Source organism: Stenotrophomonas sp. STEN030, assembly GCF_056759995.1.
The window spans coordinates 1-17,765 of record NZ_JBRREB010000031.1; the positions used below are offsets into that span (position 1 = coordinate 1).

The 17,765-nt window shown below is 63.6% G+C and carries 13 protein-coding genes; 5 read left to right on the forward strand and 8 right to left on the reverse strand.

Annotated features, from left to right (window positions below):
- The first annotated feature begins 582 nt into the window (after nucleotides 1-582).
- From ACVOLR_RS12090 to ACVOLR_RS12105, 4 genes are all read left to right on the forward strand, one after another.
- Nucleotides 583-2,388 carry a copper resistance system multicopper oxidase gene (locus ACVOLR_RS12090; RefSeq protein WP_481536638.1) on the forward strand — a complete coding sequence of 602 codons (1,806 nt, stop codon included), beginning with the start codon at nucleotides 583-585 and terminating at the stop codon, nucleotides 2,386-2,388.
- Entirely contained in the window at nucleotides 2,385-3,479 is a 1,095-nt protein-coding gene (locus ACVOLR_RS12095) for a copper resistance protein B (protein WP_481536639.1), read from the forward strand. The genes ACVOLR_RS12090 and ACVOLR_RS12095 overlap by 4 nt, the downstream gene beginning before the upstream one ends.
- A gap of 61 nt (nucleotides 3,480-3,540) precedes the next feature.
- Complete coding sequence (locus ACVOLR_RS12100; protein WP_481536640.1) at nucleotides 3,541-3,840, forward strand: EF-hand domain-containing protein; 300 nt, start codon at nucleotides 3,541-3,543, stop codon at nucleotides 3,838-3,840.
- Between the two features lie 59 nt (nucleotides 3,841-3,899).
- The gene (locus ACVOLR_RS12105) at nucleotides 3,900-4,439 is read left to right on the forward strand and encodes a DUF411 domain-containing protein (protein WP_481536641.1); all 540 of its coding nucleotides are present in this window, start codon (nucleotides 3,900-3,902) and stop codon (nucleotides 4,437-4,439) included.
- 322 nt (nucleotides 4,440-4,761) lie between these two features.
- Here the strand turns inward: ACVOLR_RS12105 and ACVOLR_RS12110 are convergent, their stop codons facing one another.
- From ACVOLR_RS12110 to ACVOLR_RS12125, 4 genes are all read right to left on the reverse strand, one after another.
- Nucleotides 4,762-6,576, reverse strand: coding sequence for a 2Fe-2S iron-sulfur cluster-binding protein (locus ACVOLR_RS12110; RefSeq protein WP_481536642.1), 1,815 nt, complete (start codon nucleotides 6,574-6,576; stop codon nucleotides 4,762-4,764).
- The gene (locus ACVOLR_RS12115) at nucleotides 6,573-7,265 is read right to left on the reverse strand and encodes a PepSY domain-containing protein (protein ID WP_481536643.1); all 693 of its coding nucleotides are present in this window, start codon (nucleotides 7,263-7,265) and stop codon (nucleotides 6,573-6,575) included. The genes ACVOLR_RS12110 and ACVOLR_RS12115 overlap by 4 nt, the downstream gene beginning before the upstream one ends.
- Before the next feature lie 57 nt (nucleotides 7,266-7,322).
- On the reverse strand, nucleotides 7,323-10,037 hold the full coding sequence (locus ACVOLR_RS12120; RefSeq protein ID WP_481536644.1) for a TonB-dependent receptor: 2,715 nt from the start codon (nucleotides 10,035-10,037) through the stop codon (nucleotides 7,323-7,325).
- Nucleotides 10,038-10,133: 96 nt separating this feature from the next.
- Nucleotides 10,134-10,586 (reverse strand): CopL family metal-binding regulatory protein, encoded by a 453-nt coding sequence (locus ACVOLR_RS12125; protein ID WP_481536645.1) that lies wholly within the window; start codon nucleotides 10,584-10,586, stop codon nucleotides 10,134-10,136.
- A gap of 393 nt (nucleotides 10,587-10,979) precedes the next feature.
- Between ACVOLR_RS12125 and gloA the strand changes: the two genes are divergently transcribed.
- A complete protein-coding gene (gene gloA, locus ACVOLR_RS12130) occupies nucleotides 10,980-11,507 on the forward strand; it encodes a lactoylglutathione lyase (protein WP_481536646.1) in 528 nt (175 codons plus the stop codon).
- A 78-nt stretch (nucleotides 11,508-11,585) separates the two neighbouring features.
- Here gloA and ACVOLR_RS12135 read toward each other — a convergent pair whose 3' ends face one another.
- Genes ACVOLR_RS12135 through ACVOLR_RS12150 form a run of 4 tightly spaced genes read right to left on the reverse strand, consistent with a single transcriptional unit; the run spans nucleotide 11,586 to nucleotide 17,700 of the window.
- Entirely contained in the window at nucleotides 11,586-12,929 is a 1,344-nt protein-coding gene (locus tag ACVOLR_RS12135; protein WP_481536647.1) for a M16 family metallopeptidase, read from the reverse strand.
- Complete coding sequence (locus tag ACVOLR_RS12140; protein WP_481530488.1) at nucleotides 12,926-14,284, reverse strand: M16 family metallopeptidase; 1,359 nt, start codon at nucleotides 14,282-14,284, stop codon at nucleotides 12,926-12,928. Before ACVOLR_RS12140 ends, ACVOLR_RS12135 begins: the two co-directional genes overlap by 4 nt.
- Nucleotides 14,285-14,339: 55 nt before the next feature.
- The gene (locus ACVOLR_RS12145; RefSeq protein WP_481536648.1) at nucleotides 14,340-16,460 is read right to left on the reverse strand and encodes a protein-disulfide reductase DsbD family protein; all 2,121 of its coding nucleotides are present in this window, start codon (nucleotides 16,458-16,460) and stop codon (nucleotides 14,340-14,342) included.
- Nucleotides 16,444-17,700 carry a redoxin domain-containing protein gene (locus tag ACVOLR_RS12150; protein WP_481536649.1) on the reverse strand — a complete coding sequence of 419 codons (1,257 nt, stop codon included), beginning with the start codon at nucleotides 17,698-17,700 and terminating at the stop codon, nucleotides 16,444-16,446. Before ACVOLR_RS12150 ends, ACVOLR_RS12145 begins: the two co-directional genes overlap by 17 nt.
- Between the last annotated feature and the right edge of the window lie 65 nt (nucleotides 17,701-17,765).

Below are 17,765 nucleotides of genomic sequence, written 5' to 3' on the forward strand. Positions count from 1 at the left end.
CCCGGCTCCATTCAGCTCTCGGCTACACCACGCCTTTACAGATCGAGCAGCAATATCAACAGGTCAGGAGTGTCCCCTGACTACCTTATCCATGGAATCCGGGGCAGTTCACTCTGACCCCGGTTTTGCCTTCAAGCAAAAGCCAGAGCCCGAGCGATTCCCCCTTCGCGGGAATGACGATCTGAAAGATTTCCGGGGTCAGAATGCGGGGTCGCATCGAAACCGCACTCTGACCCCGGTTTTGCCATCGCTGACAGTGCGCATGACTGCTGCCAGGACGAACAAGCCAGTACGCCCTGTGCCAGCGGTGACAGCTGCGACTGTAAGCAGCATTGCAACATGCTGCCCAGCGTCACGATGACGCGGCTTGCACCGATGCGTCATGCATTGGCGTCAATGCCAGCACTGCCCTCTCGCGACGACGTGGCCCCGGGCCAGCTCAACCGCCCTCCCATCGCCTGATTCCCGCGCCTTCTGGCGTCCGCAGATATCTGTGCCAAGGCCATCGCCCTGGTGCACCCTTGATCTGTTCAGGACATGCAGCGACGCATCGTGATGCGGCTGTGTGACCGGGAGTTCCACATGTCTTCTGATTTCCTTTCCGATTCGCGCTCGGTGCTGTCGCGACGTCGCTTCGTGCAAGGCCTGGCCATTGGCGGCGTCGTCGCCGGTGCCGGCTTGGCGCGTATTCCGCAGGCCTTCGCCGCCGGCAGCGCCATGGCGGTGCCGCCAGTTGAGCTGCGTGGTACCGAGCTGAGCCTTGCGATTGGCCGCTCGGCAGCCAACTTCACCGGCCGTACCCGCCCTGCCATCACCGTAAATGGCTCATTGCCGGCGCCAATCCTGCGCCTACGCGAAGGCGATACGGTCAACCTGCGCGTGGCCAATACGCTCACCGACGAAATGACCTCCATCCACTGGCACGGCATCCTGCTGCCAGCCAACATGGATGGCGTGCCGGGGCTGAGCTTCAACGGCATCGCGCCGGGCGAGGCCTACCAGTACCGGTTCCAGCTCAAGCAGTCCGGCACTTACTGGTATCACAGCCATTCGATGTTCCAGGAACAGGCCGGCCTGTACGGCGCGATGATCGTCGATCCGCTGGCACCGCCGCCGTATCACTTCGACCGCGAGCACGTGGTCATGCTCTCGGACTGGACCGACATGGATCCGACTGCGCTGTTCCGGCGCATGAAGAAGATGCCGATGCACGACAACACCTACCAGCGCACGGTCGGTGACTTCATGCGCGATGCGCGCAAGGATGGTCTGCGCGAGACGCTGAGCGACCGTGGCATGTGGGGCCGGATGCGGATGACGCCATCCGACCTGTCCGACATCAACGCCCACACCTACACCTACCTGATGAACGGCACCGCGCCGGCCGGCAACTGGACCGGCCTGTTCCGCAGTGGCGAAAAGGTCCTGCTACGTTTCATCAACGGCTCGGCGATGACCTACTTCGACGTGCGCATCCCCGGCTTGAAGATGACCGTGGTAGCCGCCGATGGCCAGTACATCCATCCGGTCAGCATTGACGAGTTCCGTATCGCACCGGCCGAGACCTTCGACGTCATCGTCCAGCCAACTGGCCAGGATGCCTTCACCCTGTTTGCGCAGGACATGGGCCGCACCGGCTATGCCTGCGGCACGCTGGCAACGCGCCAGGGCCTGCAGGCACCGATTCCGCAGATTGATCCGCGCCCGCTGTTGACCATGAGCGATATGGGCCACGACATGGGCAGCCATGGCGATCACGGTGCCGGCATGGAAGGTGGTTGCGGCGCCAACATGGGCGCCAAGGGCATGGAAGGTGGCTGCGGTGCAGCGATGGGCCACGGTGCCCATGGCGGCGGCGACAAGTCACCCAAGCACAAGCCCAGCGAAGCCGGCAACCCGCTGATCGACATGCAGACCGCGGCCACCGAGCCCAAGCTCGACGACCCCGGCATCGGCCTGCGCGACAACGGCCGCAAGGTGCTGACCTACGGCGCGATGCGTTCCTTGTTCGAGGACCCGGATGGACGCGAGCCCGGCCGCGAGATCGAACTGCATCTCACCGGTCACATGGAAAAGTTCGCCTGGAATTTCGACGGCATACCGTTTGCCGGCGCCGAACCCATCAAGTTGAACTATGGCGAGCGCATGCGCATCGTGCTGGTCAACGACACGATGATGCAGCACCCGATCCATCTGCACGGCGTATGGAGTGATCTGGAGAACGCCGACGGCGAGTTCCAGCTGCGCAAGCACACCGTTGACATGCCGCCAGGCACACGCCGCAGCTACCGCGTGCGTGCGGATGCGCTGGGCCGTTGGGCCTTCCATTGCCATCTGCTGTACCACATGGAAGCGGGCATGATGCGCGAAGTGAGGATCGACGCATGAAGACCTTCTCTCACTCGCTGTTGTTCATCGCCCTGGCCGCCAGCGGCAACGCCTTCGCGCAGGACCCGCATGCGGGCCACGCCGGGCACACCGCTGAAGCAAAGCCAGCAGTGGATCCGCATGCCGGGCACAACATGCCCAAGGCGAAGCCGGCCGATCCGCATGCCGCGCATCGTGGCCACGGTGAAAAGGCCAAGGCTGCAGATCCGCATGCCGGGCATGCGATGCCAGCTGATCCACATGCTGGTCATGCAATGCCCAAGGCTCAAGATCATTCCAGCCACGGCGCGGCAGCCGACCCGCACGCGGGACATGCGATGCCGGCCGATCCGCATGCAGGCCACAACATGCAGGGCAGCAATGCCAGCGACACACCGCGCGAACCGATCCCGACGCCGACCAAGCAGGACTTCGACGACGCCTTCCCGGTGTTGAAGCCGCATGCGATGGAGCACGCGCCGTCGTTCAACAGCCTGGTGGTGTTCGATCACCTGGAAGCCTGGGACAACGCCCATGGCAGCGGCCAGGCCTGGGGTATCGACTCCTGGTTCGGCAACGACATCAACCGCTTGTGGATCCGCAGCGAAGGCGAGCGCAGCGACAACGCGCTCGGCGACTGGTCGGTGGATGCGCTGTACGGCCATTCGATCTCGCCGTGGTGGGACGTGGTGGCTGGCGCTCGGCATGACAACAACCGTGAATCGCCGGACCTGACCCGCGCAGCCTTCGGTCTGCAGGGCATGTCGCCGTACAAGTTCGAAGTCTCAGCGATGGCTTACATCGGCGGACCGCGCAAGGCCGAGTTGGCCTTCGAGGTCGAGTACGACGTGCTGCTGACCAACCGGCTGATCCTGCAGCCGGTGGTGGAAGCCAGCATCGTTGCCGATGATGATCCGCGCCGCGGTGTCGGCAAGGGCCTGAGCAGCGTGGAAGCAGGCCTGCGCCTGCGCTACGAGTTCACCCGCAAGTTCGCGCCGTATGTGGGCTTTGTGCACGAACGCGCGTTCGGCAATACCGCTGATATGCACCGTGATGCCGGCGAAGGCGTGAGTGAATCGCGCTGGGTTGCCGGCGTGCGCTTCTGGTTCTGATTCGTAGTGATGGCGTCGCGTGCCGACGCCATCACCACTCTCCCTACAAGGAATACATTCGATGAAGTTCTTTATCCAGGCCGCACTGGTCGGCGTGATCTGCCTTGCCTCCGTTTCCATCGCGCAGGCCCAGCATGCCGGCCACGAGCATCACGCACCGGCTGCAAAACCTGCTGCAAAGGCACCGCAGGCTGATGCAGCGGCAACGTTCAAACGCTTTGATGCCAACAAGGATGGCTTCATCAGCCGCGAGGAGCTGCCCAGCGGTCACCCACTACTGCCGCACTTCGGCATGAGCGACGGCAACCGCGATGGCAAACTCGACGCCAGGGAATTCGAGCGCGGCCTGTCGATGCTGTGATGCCCTACCGCCGCATCGGCCAGCGGTCGGTGCGGCGAACTGCCCAAGGAATCAAGATCATGAAAATGCGTTCAAAACCGATGTTCTCGTTGCTGGTGTTGGCTGCCAGCACTCTGTTGATCAGCGCCTGCAATGCCAGTCCGTCGACTGCTGCTGTGGCAGCCGCAACGGCTGCTGTGACACCTGTGAAAGCTGTTGAAGCTGCGCCGGCCACCAAGGCCTTGCCGCTTGTGGTTGTGCACAAGGACCCGAACTGCGGTTGCTGTGGTGGCTGGGCCGAGCATATGCAGGCCGCTGGCTTCCCGGTACAGCTCAATGACACCAGCGACATGATGGCGGTCAAGCAGCGCTTGGGAATCGGTGACGGCATGATGTCCTGCCACACTTCCGAGATCGACGGCTATGTGGTGGAAGGCCATGTGCCGGTGGAAGACATCAAGAAGCTGCTGGCCGAGCGCCCGCAGGCGCGCGGGCTGGTGTTGCCGGGCATGCCGGTTGGTACACCGGGCATGGAGTCGCCGGATGGTTATCGCCAGGCGTTTACGGTTGCACTGCTGGGCAATGATGGTTCGTTGAGCGAGTTCTCAAAGCACGAGTAAGTCCACCGCAAAAATGATCGGAGTAAAGCCCCTCTCCCGTTTACGGGAGAGGGGTTGGGGTGAGGGGAAGCTTCTAGCTAAGCAAAGTCAAAAGCTCCCCTCATCCGCCCTCCGGGCACCTTCTCCCGCAAGCGGGAGAAGGGAGTGTCCAAAGCCGAAGCCGAAGCCAGAGCCAGAGCCAGAGCCAAGGCCAGAGCCAGAGCCAGAGCCGAAGCCGAAGCCGAAGCCGAAGCAACAGCAACTACAACTACAACTACAACTACAACGGCAACACCTGCAGACCTCCAACATCTGCAGCCGCGACAGCCAAGCTCTAGTTCACTCAGATCTTGAAGTCATCAAACGCAACCCGCTCATCCGCAACACCCAGTTTGCGCAGCAGCTGCCTGGTCGCCGCCAACATCGCCGGCGGCCCACACAGATAGAACTCGCAACCCGCCAGATCCGGATGCTGCTTCAATAGATCTTCATGCATCGCCTCATGCACTCGACGCGCGTCTGCCCCCTGCCCTGACCACACCGGATGCCAACTGAAGTTGGCATGCTCATGCGCCAGCTCCTGCATCTGCTCGACATAAGGGCAATCACGCTCGCCACGGGCGCCGTACCAATAGTGGATACGCTCGCCACCGCCCTCATCCAGACGCTGCTGGATCAGCGCACGTAGTGGCGCCATGCCCGCGCCAGCGCCAATGAATATCTTCTCGCGCTCGCTGCCACTGAGTGCAAAGTCACCGAACGGCCCGCTGTAGCGGACACGGTCGCCCTCACGCAGCGTATAGGCATAGGTCGAGCCCTTGCCCGGCGGATGCTTGCGATTCTCCTGCCAGCCGGGGCTGAAGCGGACCAGCAGCACCAGCCCGCCGTCCGCGTTGGACACTGGTGTTGCCAGCGAGTACGAACGCCGTACCGCCGCCTTGTTCTGCAAGGTCGCAGGCAAGGACAGTGCCTTCCAATCCTCGTCATGCTCGGCCGGATACCACACTGCACTGCGCGGCAGCTCGTACTCGGGCACGTGCAGCTGCAGATAGCAGCCAGACTGGAACTGTGCATCCGCGGCCTGCTCCGGGCGCAGATGGATCTCTCGCAGGAACGGCGTCACTGCGACGACCTTCTCGACGATGGCCCAGTGTTCGGTCCAAAGGCTGGCACCGCCGGCAACTTCGATCTCTACGTCTTCATCCACCTGCAGATTGCAGGCCAGTCGACAACCAACCTTGCGCTTCGCCTCAGGCACGTGCGCGCGATCGGCCGCCGTTGCCTTGCCCACGCCAGAACGCACCCGCACTTCGCATAGACCGCAGCTCTGCCCACCACCGCAGTTGGAAGGCAGATTGATGCCTTCGCGCGCCAGTGCAACATAAACGCTGTCACCACTGGCTACTTCAACCGTGCGCAGATGCGCGCCGCCCGGTGCGTAGACCATCAGCTGCCGACGCGACCGCCAGCGACGCGGGATGAACTCCTGCAGGTGAAAACTTGCGATCAACAACCACACGCCGGTCAGCGCCAACCATAGGCCGCCTATTCCAATGCCCACCACCAGCGGGTTGTTGAAATCGACCCGGCTGCTGTAATCCATGATGTGCAACATCCAGAAGATGTCGAACAACCGCCAGGTGGCGTTGCGGTGCTCCATCACCTGGCCGCTGTGCGCGGAGACGTAGATGCTGGTGTCCTGCGCATCGCTGAAGTCCACGCGCCACACCGGGTCCGGGTTGGCCCTGGTTTCCAACGTCTTTCCCAGATACTGCGGCGCAGCGGCAACACCATCGCCGGAATAGGCCGCATGTGCGACTTTCGCCGCAACAGCCGCATCAATGACGATGCGCTTGCCGTTCAGGGCATCGATGACCTCGGTGCCTTCCGGTGATTGCAGACGGTACACCGGCTGTTGCAGCAACCAGCCACTGTCCAGTGTTGCCGCCTCGCCCTTGGCTGCAGCCAGCGCCACGCTCGGCGACACTGCCGTGGCCGGCCACGCAGGATTGGCGACAGCTGCTGCTTGCTGGGCACTGCCTTCGATCTTGTCCGGATCAAGCAGGCTCATCATCAGGCCGCTGCCCAACCACACCACGAACTGCAGGCCGACGATCAGGCCCACCCACTTGTGCAGGGTCCGCATCCAGGGCGTCATGCGCTCCTCCGCTTGCCGAAGCTGTAGAACAACAACCAGATACCACTAAGCGCAAAAACCAAGCCAACAATCGAGGCAGCACGCAGCAAGGTGTTGTTGACGTCGGTACGGTTCTCGTAATCCATGATGTGCAACATCCACACGAAGTCGAATACTCGCCACAGGTCGTGTCGGCGTGCCAACAGCTCACCGCTGTCTGGTGACAGATACAGCGTGCTGTCGCCGCGGCCGCTGAAATGCACGGCCCACATCGGCACCGGTCGCGTCTTTACTTCTGACGGCGCGCGGGTGATCCACTCCACTCGCTCCACTTCGCCCTCGCCCTGATACAGCGACTGGGCCAGCGCTATTGCCTGCTCGCGGTCCATCGGCGCCAGGCGTTCGCCGCTGGCGGCGTCGACCAGGTATTTCTGTTTTCCTTGGCGGATCTCATAGACCTCGCGTTCCAGCACATGCTTGAGCCGGAACGACTCCATCTGCGGGTAGCGAGTGGCCAGCACATCGGCGCCGACGCGCGCGGTCTGCGCCGGCAACGGCGTGCCATGCACGTGGGCCAGGTGGTCGCCATGGATCACGTCCAGCGGCACCACGGTCATGTAGACACCGCTGAGCATCCACAGCAGCGCCTGCACACCGATCACCAGACCGATCCATTTGTGGGCACGGCGTGCCCAGAATGCGGGTTTCATCAACATCGTCCTCGTTCAATGACGCGCCCCGCCGCAGCTGCGACGGGGCGCATCCAATCACCAGCGGTAGCCGATGCGTGCGTACCAGCGGCGACCCAGCAGGTCGTAGGTCATCGTATCGGTGTTGGCATCGGTATAGCTCTGGATGAAGGGCGGCTTCTTGTCGAATACGTTGTCCAGGCCCAGCGATACATCCAGCGCCTTGCTCACCGCGTACTTGAGCTGCAGGTTGTGATAGAACACCGACGGCGCGTGGTCACCGATGTCACCGCGCGCCGCATTGATGTCATCGGCCCGGCCGATGTACTGCGTGCTCCAGGTACCCGACCATTGGTCGCGCGAGGCATTCATCGAAACCAGACCGCGCCACTTGGCATAGCTGCCGCGGCCGCCGGTGATCTTGCCTGCATACTCGATCAGGTCGGCACCGTCGTACGGCCGCACGTCGTAGCGCTGCAGGTAGGACACATCTGCACTGACACTGGCATCGAAGCCCACTGCCTTGAACTCATACAGCGCGCCGAAGTCATAGCCGGTTACGTGTTCGTTGGCGGCATTGACCGGCTGCGAGGACAGAAAGTCGACTTCGCCAGTGCGCGGGTTGCGGGTGAAGTTGCTGGCATCGCAGAACGGATGCGCCAAGCCCGGCGTGTTGTAGCAGATGGCAAGCTTGGTGGAGCCGTCGATGCGCTGGATCGCATGCTTGATGCGGATGTTGTAGTAATCCAGCGTCAAGGTCAGCCCGGACAGGAACTCCGGCGTCCATACCAAGCCTGCGGTGAAGGAGGTGGCGTCCTCCGGCTTCAGATCGGCATTACCACCCGAGGTGGTAAGGATGGTATTGCCCGGCTGCACATAGCCGGCCGGCACGCCGTAGGCCTGGCAGTTGGCACGCACCGTGGAGGCCGCCGGCAAGGCCGACCAGTTGCTGCAGGGATCGGTGGTGGTCAGGTTGCCTTCGGCCACACCGCCAAACAGTTCCGGAATGTTCGGAATACGGAAGGCGGTGGCATAGGTACTGCGTACTTTCAGCGAGGAATTGACCTGCCAATCCAGCCCGGCCTTGTAGTTGTAATCACGGCCGAACAGGTCGTAATCCGATGCGCGGCCGGCGAGATTCAAATACAGCGAATCAGCAATGACGTTGTCCTGCAGCAGCGGGATAGCCAACTCCGCAAAGACTTCCTTGGCGGTGTATTCACCGGCAATCGGATCCTGCTGGTTGGTATTGCCGATGCCCAGCACAGTCAGCGGATCGGGATTGCGCCAACCACGTTCCTTGCGCACTTCAACGCCAGCAGCAAAGCCCACCCAGCCAGCCGGAAGCTCGAAGATCTGCCCGCTGAGGTTGGCGGTGAAACTCTTCTGTTCGTTACCGCCGGTATCGCGCGAGGTATAGAGAATGTAGTCGAGCACTTCGCGACTCAGATCGCCGTAGCCGAGATAGTCGCCGCAGGGAATCGCAGCGCCCGGCACCGGACTGCAGATGCCGCGGTTCAAGGTCTGCTCGACACGATCAAGATTGGCGACGTTGTCCGAGCCATCGACGCCGGTGTTGCGGCCCCAGTTCAAGGCTGCCGACCAATCCCAGCCGGTGCCGAACTGACCCTTCACTCCCACCAGTCCACGGAAGGTGTTCACCTCCTGCGAGAAATGGCGCGGGCCGGCTTCTTCCAAGCGTCGGCGCTGCAGCAGCAAGTCCTGTCCGGTCGGGTTGGTCGGGTGATCGGCAGCAATATTGATCGGCCGGTACACACCCAGTCCGCCCGGCGCAGCCAGCTGATCGGATTGGCGATTGGTGTACATCAGCTCGGTGAACACCGTGGTGTTTTCGCTGAGCTGGCTGTCGCCGAACACGCTCATGCTGATGCGTTTGATCGGATTGACCGCGTTGAGCGTGGGGTTGCCGTTGTAGTTGTGTTTGGCGGCCGAGTACGGCTCGTAGAAATCGCCGTTGCCGCCCAGCACCTGGTTGAAGTTGACGCGGCTACCATCGGCCAGCAGCGCGCGGCCGCCTACTGTGGTCGAACTGCCCGAGCACACCAGCTTGCCGTCCACTTCGGCCAGGCCACAGGGCGCGCGTGAGCCCATATTGACCGTGCCGCCTTCTGCATAGTTGATGCCGGCCATCAACGAGCCGCGATCGCTGGTGACGCCCCAGGCCAGATCCACGGCGGTTTCGTCGCCATCGCCGCGAGTGGTCTGGCCGTAACGCACGGCAGCCTCGGCGCCGTCGAAACCTTGCTTGGTGATGATGTTGACCACGCCAGCCACCGCATCGGCGCCATAGATCGCCGACGCGCCGTCCTTGAGCACTTCCACGCGCTCGATCAGCGATACCGGGATCATGTTCAGATCGACCGAGCTGTTGGCGCCGGTACCGCCATTGACGATGCGGCGGCCATTGAGCAGGACCAGGGTGCGGTTGATGCCCAGGCCGCGCAGATTGACCTGGGTGGTGCCATAGCCGTTCTCGGCCCAATAGGCATTGCTTTGGCTGCCGGCAAAACCGGCCGAGGCCGGCAAGCGCTGCAGCAGCGTGTCCACCGAGGTGGCGCCGGAGCGTTCGATGGCCTGCGCGTCGATCACGCTGACCGGGCCTACCCCGGACAACTGCGCGCGCTTGATGTGGCTGCCGGTGACCTGCACGGCATCCAGCGTGCGGGCGGCTTCATTCGGGGGTTGCGCGTCCTGCGCGTTGGCGGTGTGGACGGCGGTGGCACACAACAGCGTGCCAATGGCCGCAGCCAAGGCTTGGGGCTTCAAATACATGTTCTCTCTCGCTGGGATTCTGTCTCGGGGCGATAGCCGCGATCGCGGGTGCGAGCACGGTTCACTACTACGTCGTGGTGACGCGAGAACAACCGCTCAGACGATGGGAGGTCGGAAGACGCGGGATAGCCTGCCCGCCGGCAATACCAGCGCTGGCAATGGCGTATCGGCCGATACCGGTGGATGCGCACCGGCGAACAACAGCGCCGTCGCGGGGGGATAGATGGTGAACACACACAGGCATTCGCAGCCCACGCTGTCGGCGCAGCTGCAGTCGTCGGCATGGCTGGATGCCGATTTGCCGGCATGCTCATCGTGACCGCCACCGCCGGTTGCGCGCGGCGCTGCCGATGTGCGAGCCGCCACATCACTTCGAACCGGATCACTTCGAACCGGGTCACAGCTGGCACTGGCCGCGCGGGTAATCCCGGCAACCGACGGAGCCGCGTCCGCATGCAGCACCATGCGCGTGCTCGCCCATGCCCCGAGCACGCCTTCGACGGCGAGCACCAGCATCAGCAGCAACGGCAGGCACATACGGTAGGACATGAAGTTCCGGACAATTCCGTTATTTGTATATACATACAATGAATAACGCGAGCAGCGAAACCTTGTCAACCGCCGCTGGTCACGTCGTGGCTCCGTCCGTGGTGGCATCCCCTGCCAACAATCCGCGCAGCCCTTGCGCCAGCGTCACTTCCCAGCGCACATCAGGCAATGCATGTGCGCTTCATCAAAACGAGAGGAACAACGACTATCCTGCGACGCAGCATAGCCAGCGCGCGCGCAGCCGCCTAGCCACTGAAGGTATGCCGTTGATGATTTTTTGTATCGACGCACGCAAGCTGGGCTAGCGATTTCAAATGCAACTTTCTGCATGAGCATTGCGTTGCCGCAGCTGCACGCGCGCCCTCCCCCATTCATCGCAACAGGACAGATTTCATGAGCCTTCAAACCCTTGCTCAACAGCCCGGCGTCGCCGCCCAGGTACCGGCCGAAACCAACGGCTTCGTGTTCAACCACACCATGCTGCGGGTCAAGGACATCCGTGCCTCGCTGGATTTCTATACGCGCGTGCTCGGCTTCCAGCTTATCGACCAGCGTGATTTCGCCGAAGCGCAGTTCAGCCTGTACTTCCTGGCCTATGTGCCAGCCGGAGTGCAGGTGCCGCAGGACGATGCCGAGCGCCGCCTGTGGATGGCCGGCATTCCCGGTGTGCTGGAACTCACCCACAACCACGGCACCGAGAACCAGGACGGCGCGATATACCACGACGGCAACAGCGATCCGCGCGGCTTCGGCCATATCTGCGTGTCGGTGCCGGAACTGGAAGCAGCGTGTGCGCGTTTCGAGGAACTTGGCGTGCCGTTCCAGAAGCGCCTGACTGATGGCCGCATGAAGAGCCTGGCCTTCATCAAGGACCCGGACGGCTATTGGGTGGAGATCATTTCCAACAGCGTGCGTGCCTGATCAGCACATAGTCTTGAAACAACAAACGCCGGCTTACGCCGGCGTTTGCTGGTGTCGAACCACTTGGCAGAATTCGACTTACTTGGTGAAGGTGCCGGCCTTGACCAGCACCATCTTCTGAGGATCCACGTATTTGCGGATCGCGCCATTGACCTGCTCCAGCGTCACCGACTGGATCGCCTGCGGGTAGTTGTCCAGCCATGCCAGGCCAACACCGCGCTCAACCGTGCCGATGATCGCCGCCGACATCCCATCGGTGTTGCCCAGGCCAACCTGGTAGCTGCCGACCATCGCCTGCTTGCGTGCATCCAGTTCGGCGGCAGTGATGCCATCCTTCCACCAGCGCTGCAGTTCGCGGCGGGTGCTGGCGATGCCCTTGTCCATCAGCTCCGGTGCAAACGTGGTGCTGATGCCCAGGCCGCCGTCCATGTAGTCGCTGCCCAGCAGGTTGCCGCCGATGCCGTAGGTCAGGCCTTCCTTCGCGCGCACCGCTGCCATCAACCGGCCGGTGAAGCCCGAACCCAACACGTCCACGCCCACCGTCATCGGCAGGTAGTCGGCATCTGTGTAGCGCAGGCCGGTGGCCTGGCCCAGGAACACACTGACGCTGGCCTTGTCCTTCATCGCGATGCTGTGCTCGGCGGCCTTGGCCGGCAGCCGCGCCGGTGCATCACGCAGATAGTCGACGCCGCCGCTCCAGCCGTTGAAGCCGTGTGCAACCGCGGTCTCAATCGCCTTGGCATCGACGTCACCGGCAAACACCAGGGTCATGTGCGCCGGGCCGTAGTACTTGGCATGGAAGGCCTTGATCTGCTCCAGCGTTACCTGCGGCACAGCCTTGAGCATGGCCTCGCGCGGTGCCGGTGCGTTGATGCTGGCGGCCGGGAAGATGCTCAGCATCAGCGTTTCACGCGCCATCGCGCCGGGGTTGTCGCTGGCCTGGCGCAATGCCGCTTCCAGCTGCACCTTGGCCTTGGTCAACTCTTCAGCGGTGAACGCCGGCTGGCGCAGCTGCTCGGCGAGCAGGTCGAGCACGGTCGGCAGGTCCTGCTTCAGGCTCTTGCCGTAGATGCCGATGCGTGCCGCGCTGGGGCTGAAAGACAGCTGCGCACCGATGCCGTCGAGGGTATCGGAGATGGCGAACTTGTCGCGGCGGATGGTGCCGGCCTCCAGCAGCATCGCGGTCAGCGTCGGCACCGCCGGGTTATCGGCCTTGGCGGCGAGGAAGGCGTCACCCAGCGGCATCGAGCCGGTGAAGGTGACCACGTCCTTGACCCCCATCGGGTAGACGATCAGGTCGATGCCTGCAGCCTTGGCGTGCACGGCGGTATCAGCGACACCGGCCTGTGCGGCGAATGCGGCAAGGCTGGACAGTGCAGCCAGTGCCAGCGGAATCAGTCGAATGCGTTTTGCGTTGTTCACTTGCTGCTCTCCGGCACGAACCAGCCAACCGTGCTCTGCTCTGCGGTGAAATACTTGCCGGCGACGCGCTGCACGTCGGCCGGGGTGACCTTCTCAAGATCCTTCAGGGCGCTGGAATACAGGGTCCAATCACCCATAGCGATGAACTCGTTGAGCGCATCGGCGGCCTGATCGGTGCCATCGCGGCGGTAGGCTTCCTCGGCGCGGTACGGACCAAGCACGCGCTTGATCTCCTCGACGCTGACGCCGTCGCGGGCAACCTTGGCGATCTCGTCGCGGACGATCTTCTCGATGTCTTCGTGCTTGCTGTCCGGGGCCAGCGCCACGCTCAGCATGAACAGGCTGGGATCGCGCTGCTGGTACATGCCGCCCGATACCGCCACCGCCTTGCTGGTGTCCACCAGCGCACGCTGCAGGCGGGCGCTGCGGCCGCCCTGCAACACCAGCTCCAGCACGTTCAGTGCCGGAATGTCCTTGTCCAGGCCAGCCGGTGCCTTGTACGCCATCATCACCGTGCCGGTTTCGCCGCCACGACGCAGCGTCACCCGACGCTCGCCCTGCTGCTCCGGTTCGGTGGTGTAGACCTCAGGAATGGCATGCGGCGAGCGCGGCACCTTGCCGAACTTGTCGCCGATGCTGGCCAGCACCTTGGCACTGTCGATATCGCCGACCACGGTGACGGTGGCGTTGTTCGGCCAGTAGAAGGTGTCGTAGAACTCGCGCAGCTTCTCGATGGACACCTTCTCGATATCGCTGCGCCAGCCGATCACCGGATGGTGGTACGGATGCGCACTGAAGGCGGTCGCCCACATCAGCTTCATCAAGGCGCCATTGGGATTGTTTTCATTGCGCTCGTACTCGTTGCGCACCACGGTCATCTCGCTCTGGCGGTCTTTCTCGCGCAGCAGCAGGCCGCGCATGCGGTCCGCTTCGATCGCGATGTAACCGTCCAGCGCGGCCGGCGGCAGCGTGGCGTAGTAGTTGGTGCGGTCCAGCGAGGTGGTGGCATTGAAGCCGGCGCCGACGCGGTCCAGGTAGGTATCGACGTTGTTCGCGCCGTCGAAGTTGGTGCTGCCCATGAACATCAGGTGCTCGAGCAGGTGGGTGCCGCCGGTAGTGCCGGTCACCTCGTTGCGCGAACCGACCCGGTAGGTCATCTGGAAGGTCACCACCGGTGCGGCATGGTTGGGCAGCAACAGGACGCTCAAACCATTGGCGTCGAGCCGGTACTCATCGATGCCATCGGCGGATTTTACGTAGGTGAAGCCATTGACCTTGACCGGCTCGGCCGAGGCAGCAGCAGCTGCCATCAAGCCCAGCGCAAGGCCGGCGCACAACAGGCGTTGCGAAATCATGCGTTGCGTTCTCTCTAGATGCGCTCGGAGGCGCGGGGAAAGTCGGGGCGGGATTTCAATCCCGTCCTGGTGGGGTAGCGTTTTCCAGCGCGGAGAGCACGATCTCCGGCGTGAGTACCTCGGGCAGTTCGCGCGGCGGGCCGCCACCAGCCGGATAGGCCAGGTTGAACGGCACCGCGCTGCGGTTCCAACGTTCCAGCTCAGCCGTGATCAGTGGGTCGGCGTTGGTCCAATCGGCCTTCAGCGCAACCACCTCGTTGTCGCGGAAGTAGTCGTTCACTCGCGCCGCGGCGAACACCACCTTCTTGTTCACCTGGCAGGTGGCACACCAGCGTGCGGTGAAATCGACGTAGATCGGGCGGCCTTCGGCCTGCAACTGCTGCACGCGTTCGCTGCTCCAGGCCTCCCATTGCAGCGCTTCCGGCGCTGGTGCACGCGGCCAGCCGAACAGCACCGCCGCAGCCAGCACCAGCACGCCAGCCACCGCACTGAGCTTTGCGCGGCTACCGCGTGCACTTGGACGGGTGCCACGGCCGTACAACCACAGACCGAAGCCCAACAGTGACAGCGCCAGCAAGGCATTGAGCAGGGCCGCTTCGTGCAACTGCCCGGCCAGCACCCACAGCAGATAGCCGACGGTGGCATACAGCGGGAAGGCCATCAGCTGCTTGAAGGTTTCCATCCACGCACCGGGTCGCGGCAACAGTTTGACCAGCGATGGGAATACCGACAGCAGCAGATACGGCAGCGCCAGCCCCAACGCGATGGCGGTGAACACCAGGAACGACTGTGCGGTCGGCAGGGCCAACGCTGCACCCAGGGCCGGTGCTAGGAACGGCGCACTGCACGGCGTTGCCACCACGGTGGCGAGCATGCCGCTGAAGAAGCTGCCGGCCACACCACTACGCGTCTGCAGGCTCGAGCCAACGCTGGTGGCGCGCATACCAACCTCGAACACGCCACTGAGGTTCATCGCGAAGGCCAGCATCACCAGCGCCAGTACAAACACGAACGGTGCCGACTGCAGCTGGAAGCCCCAGCCCAGTTGCTGTCCGCTTTCGCGCAGCACCGCCAGCATGCCGGCCAGCGCCCAGAACGAGAGCAGCACACCGGCGGTGAACGACAGCGCATGCAGGCTGACCTTGCGCCTGTCGTTGCCAGCCTGCTCGATGAAGCCAACCACCTTCAGGCCAAGCACCGGGAACACGCATGGCATCAGGTTGAGGATCAGCCCGCCTAGTACTGCGAACAGCAGCACCAACAGCGACAGCTGCGCGCCGTCATTGCCTGCGCCCGAAGCTGGTGCAGCCCCAAGGTCGGCCGTGCTGACCAAGGCAGTCGCTTCGGCCTCGGCCACGAACGGCAGCTCGATGCTGACACCACGGTAGACGCCCTGTGCGTCGGTATAGGCCAGCACACCGCGCAGCGCTGCATCGGCCGGCATGGGCTCGGCCGGGTCCAGTGGCAACTTCAGCAAGGCGCGTGCACCGCGATTGCCGATCGTCTGCGGCACCTTGTAGGAGACGAATTCGTCAGCCGGGAAGAAGTGCAGCTCAGCAATATCGGCCGGTGCTGCCACGCGCAGGGTCAGGTCGCCCTGCTCACGGGTCGCCGCCAGCTGCCAGCCTTCGCTGGAGCTCGGCATCGGCAATGCCGCCAGCGCCGCCTGCACATCGGCATCAGGCTGTGGTGGGTCGGCACTGACCGGCACGCTCAGACTCACGGCTGCCTTGCCCGGAATGCACACGGTCTCGCACATCAGCCAACGGGCCTGCGCCTTTAGCTCGACCGTACTGCCGGGCTTCAGGTCAGCCGGTGCGATGAGCCGCACCGGCAGATACGACAGGCCTTCATAACCGTGACCGGTGATGTTGCCTTCGCGGTCACGCACCAGGATTGGTGTTGGCCACTGGATCGCCTCGGCGGTCCAACCCGGCGGAAGCTCCCACATCAGCTTGGTCGGCAGGCCAGTGCCGGCGTTCTTCCAGAAACTGTGCCAATGCGGATCGTGCTGCATGCGCAGGGCCAGCTGCAGCGGTTGCCCCGGCTGCACCGAGCGCTGGGCGGTTACCAGCTCGGCCTGCACCTGCGCCAGCACGCTGCCGGGCAGCAACACGCCGAGCAGCAGCAATGCACTCAGCGCGGCGCGGCGGATGACATCAACGTGCAGGCGCATCTTCAACCTTCTTGATCTGCGCACGCACTGCGCGCTCGACGTCCCACTCGCGCATGCCGACGCCGACAATGGTGCCGTCACCGGCGATCAGGTAGTTCTGTGGCAGCTGCACCACGCCGTAGGTCTGCGCGGCTTTGTCCTCGAAGCCCGGTGCCTGCAGGTTGATCCACGGCAGATCGTTGCTGCCGCCCTCTTCCTGCATGGCCTTGGTCCAGTCCGCCTTGTCTTCATCCAGGGACACGGCGTAGATCTCGAAGCCGTGTGCGTGGAATTCGCGGTAGACCTTCAGCAGGTGCGGGAACTCGCCCCGGCACGGCCCGCACCACGAGGCCCAGAAATCGAGCAGCACCAGCTTGTTGCGTGCCAGCACCTCGGACAGCTTGACCACCTTGCCGTCCACGCCGACGGCCTCGATGTCGGCATAGGGCTTGCCCGGACCGAACTTCTCGGCCAGCTGCTGGGTCTTGGCGTAGTCAGCGGCGGCCTGCTCCATCTGCACGATCAAGGGATGCGCGCCGAGCTCCTGCTTGTAGCTGGCCAGCAGCTGCGCGCGGCGGGCCATGTCGTAGCGTTTCCAGTCGTAGTTTTCACTAAGCACGAGCAACTTGAGCAGGGTCGGCTCGGCACCGTCGAGGATGACCGCGTCATAGTCGTTCCTGACCTTGGTCAAGGCGGTGAACGGCGCAGCCACCGATTCGCGTGCGGCCTTCATCGCCGACTCGTCGTTCTCATCGACGCCGTCGAAAGCCTTGCGATTGGCTTCGCGGTTGGCCTGGTAGGCGGCCACATAGGCCGGATCTTCCAGATAGCCGTAAACCCGCTCGGTCAGGCTGCCGCCCTTGGCCACCGGCCCCAAGGCCCCGGCTTCGATACGCAGCTCGCCCGGTTCCAGCACCAGCTTCACCGAGCCCTGATTACCGACCATCAGCACCGCTGGCACCGCCTGCTGCACCTGCCCGCTGAGCACGAACGCACCGCCTTGCGCGGTAGCCGTGGCCACCGGCTCGACATGCAGCGGGTCGGTCGCTGCAGACGGCACCAGCAGCTTGAGCTCGGTGCCATCGGCCAGCCCCGGCAGCGTGCCGCGGATGCTGTACGCACCGCTGCTTGCGGGCGTGGCGGCGGCCTGGCCAGGAGCGGCAGGCGGGGTTTGCGATGGGCTGCAGGCAACGAGGCCGAGTGCAGTGACGACCGCGCTGGCCAGCAGGCAGGCGCGCAGGGTGTTGGCGATGGACTTCATGGATTTCCTTGCAATGGATGCGGCGCGCCGCCGATGAGGGATCGGCGCACCGCGTTGTTACGGAG

Bases quoted from the DNA above. Each gene is read 5' to 3' on its own strand.
- ACVOLR_RS12090 (WP_481536638.1), top strand. From the start codon at position 583: ATGTCTTCTGATTTCCTTTCCGATTCGCGCTCGGTGCTGTCGCGACGT.
- ACVOLR_RS12095 (WP_481536639.1), top strand. From the start codon at position 2,385: ATGAAGACCTTCTCTCACTCGCTGTTGTTCATCGCCCTGGCCGCCAGC.
- ACVOLR_RS12100 (WP_481536640.1), top strand. From the start codon at position 3,541: ATGAAGTTCTTTATCCAGGCCGCACTGGTCGGCGTGATCTGCCTTGCC.
- ACVOLR_RS12105 (WP_481536641.1), top strand. From the start codon at position 3,900: ATGAAAATGCGTTCAAAACCGATGTTCTCGTTGCTGGTGTTGGCTGCC.
- ACVOLR_RS12110 (WP_481536642.1), bottom strand. From the start codon at position 6,576: ATGACGCCCTGGATGCGGACCCTGCACAAGTGGGTGGGCCTGATCGTC.
- ACVOLR_RS12115 (WP_481536643.1), bottom strand. From the start codon at position 7,265: ATGAAACCCGCATTCTGGGCACGCCGTGCCCACAAATGGATCGGTCTG.
- ACVOLR_RS12120 (WP_481536644.1), bottom strand. From the start codon at position 10,037: ATGTATTTGAAGCCCCAAGCCTTGGCTGCGGCCATTGGCACGCTGTTG.
- ACVOLR_RS12125 (WP_481536645.1), bottom strand. From the start codon at position 10,586: ATGTCCTACCGTATGTGCCTGCCGTTGCTGCTGATGCTGGTGCTCGCC.
- gloA (WP_481536646.1), top strand. From the start codon at position 10,980: ATGAGCCTTCAAACCCTTGCTCAACAGCCCGGCGTCGCCGCCCAGGTA.
- ACVOLR_RS12140 (WP_481530488.1), bottom strand. From the start codon at position 14,284: ATGATTTCGCAACGCCTGTTGTGCGCCGGCCTTGCGCTGGGCTTGATG.
- ACVOLR_RS12145 (WP_481536648.1), bottom strand. From the start codon at position 16,460: ATGCGCCTGCACGTTGATGTCATCCGCCGCGCCGCGCTGAGTGCATTG.
- ACVOLR_RS12150 (WP_481536649.1), bottom strand. From the start codon at position 17,700: ATGAAGTCCATCGCCAACACCCTGCGCGCCTGCCTGCTGGCCAGCGCG.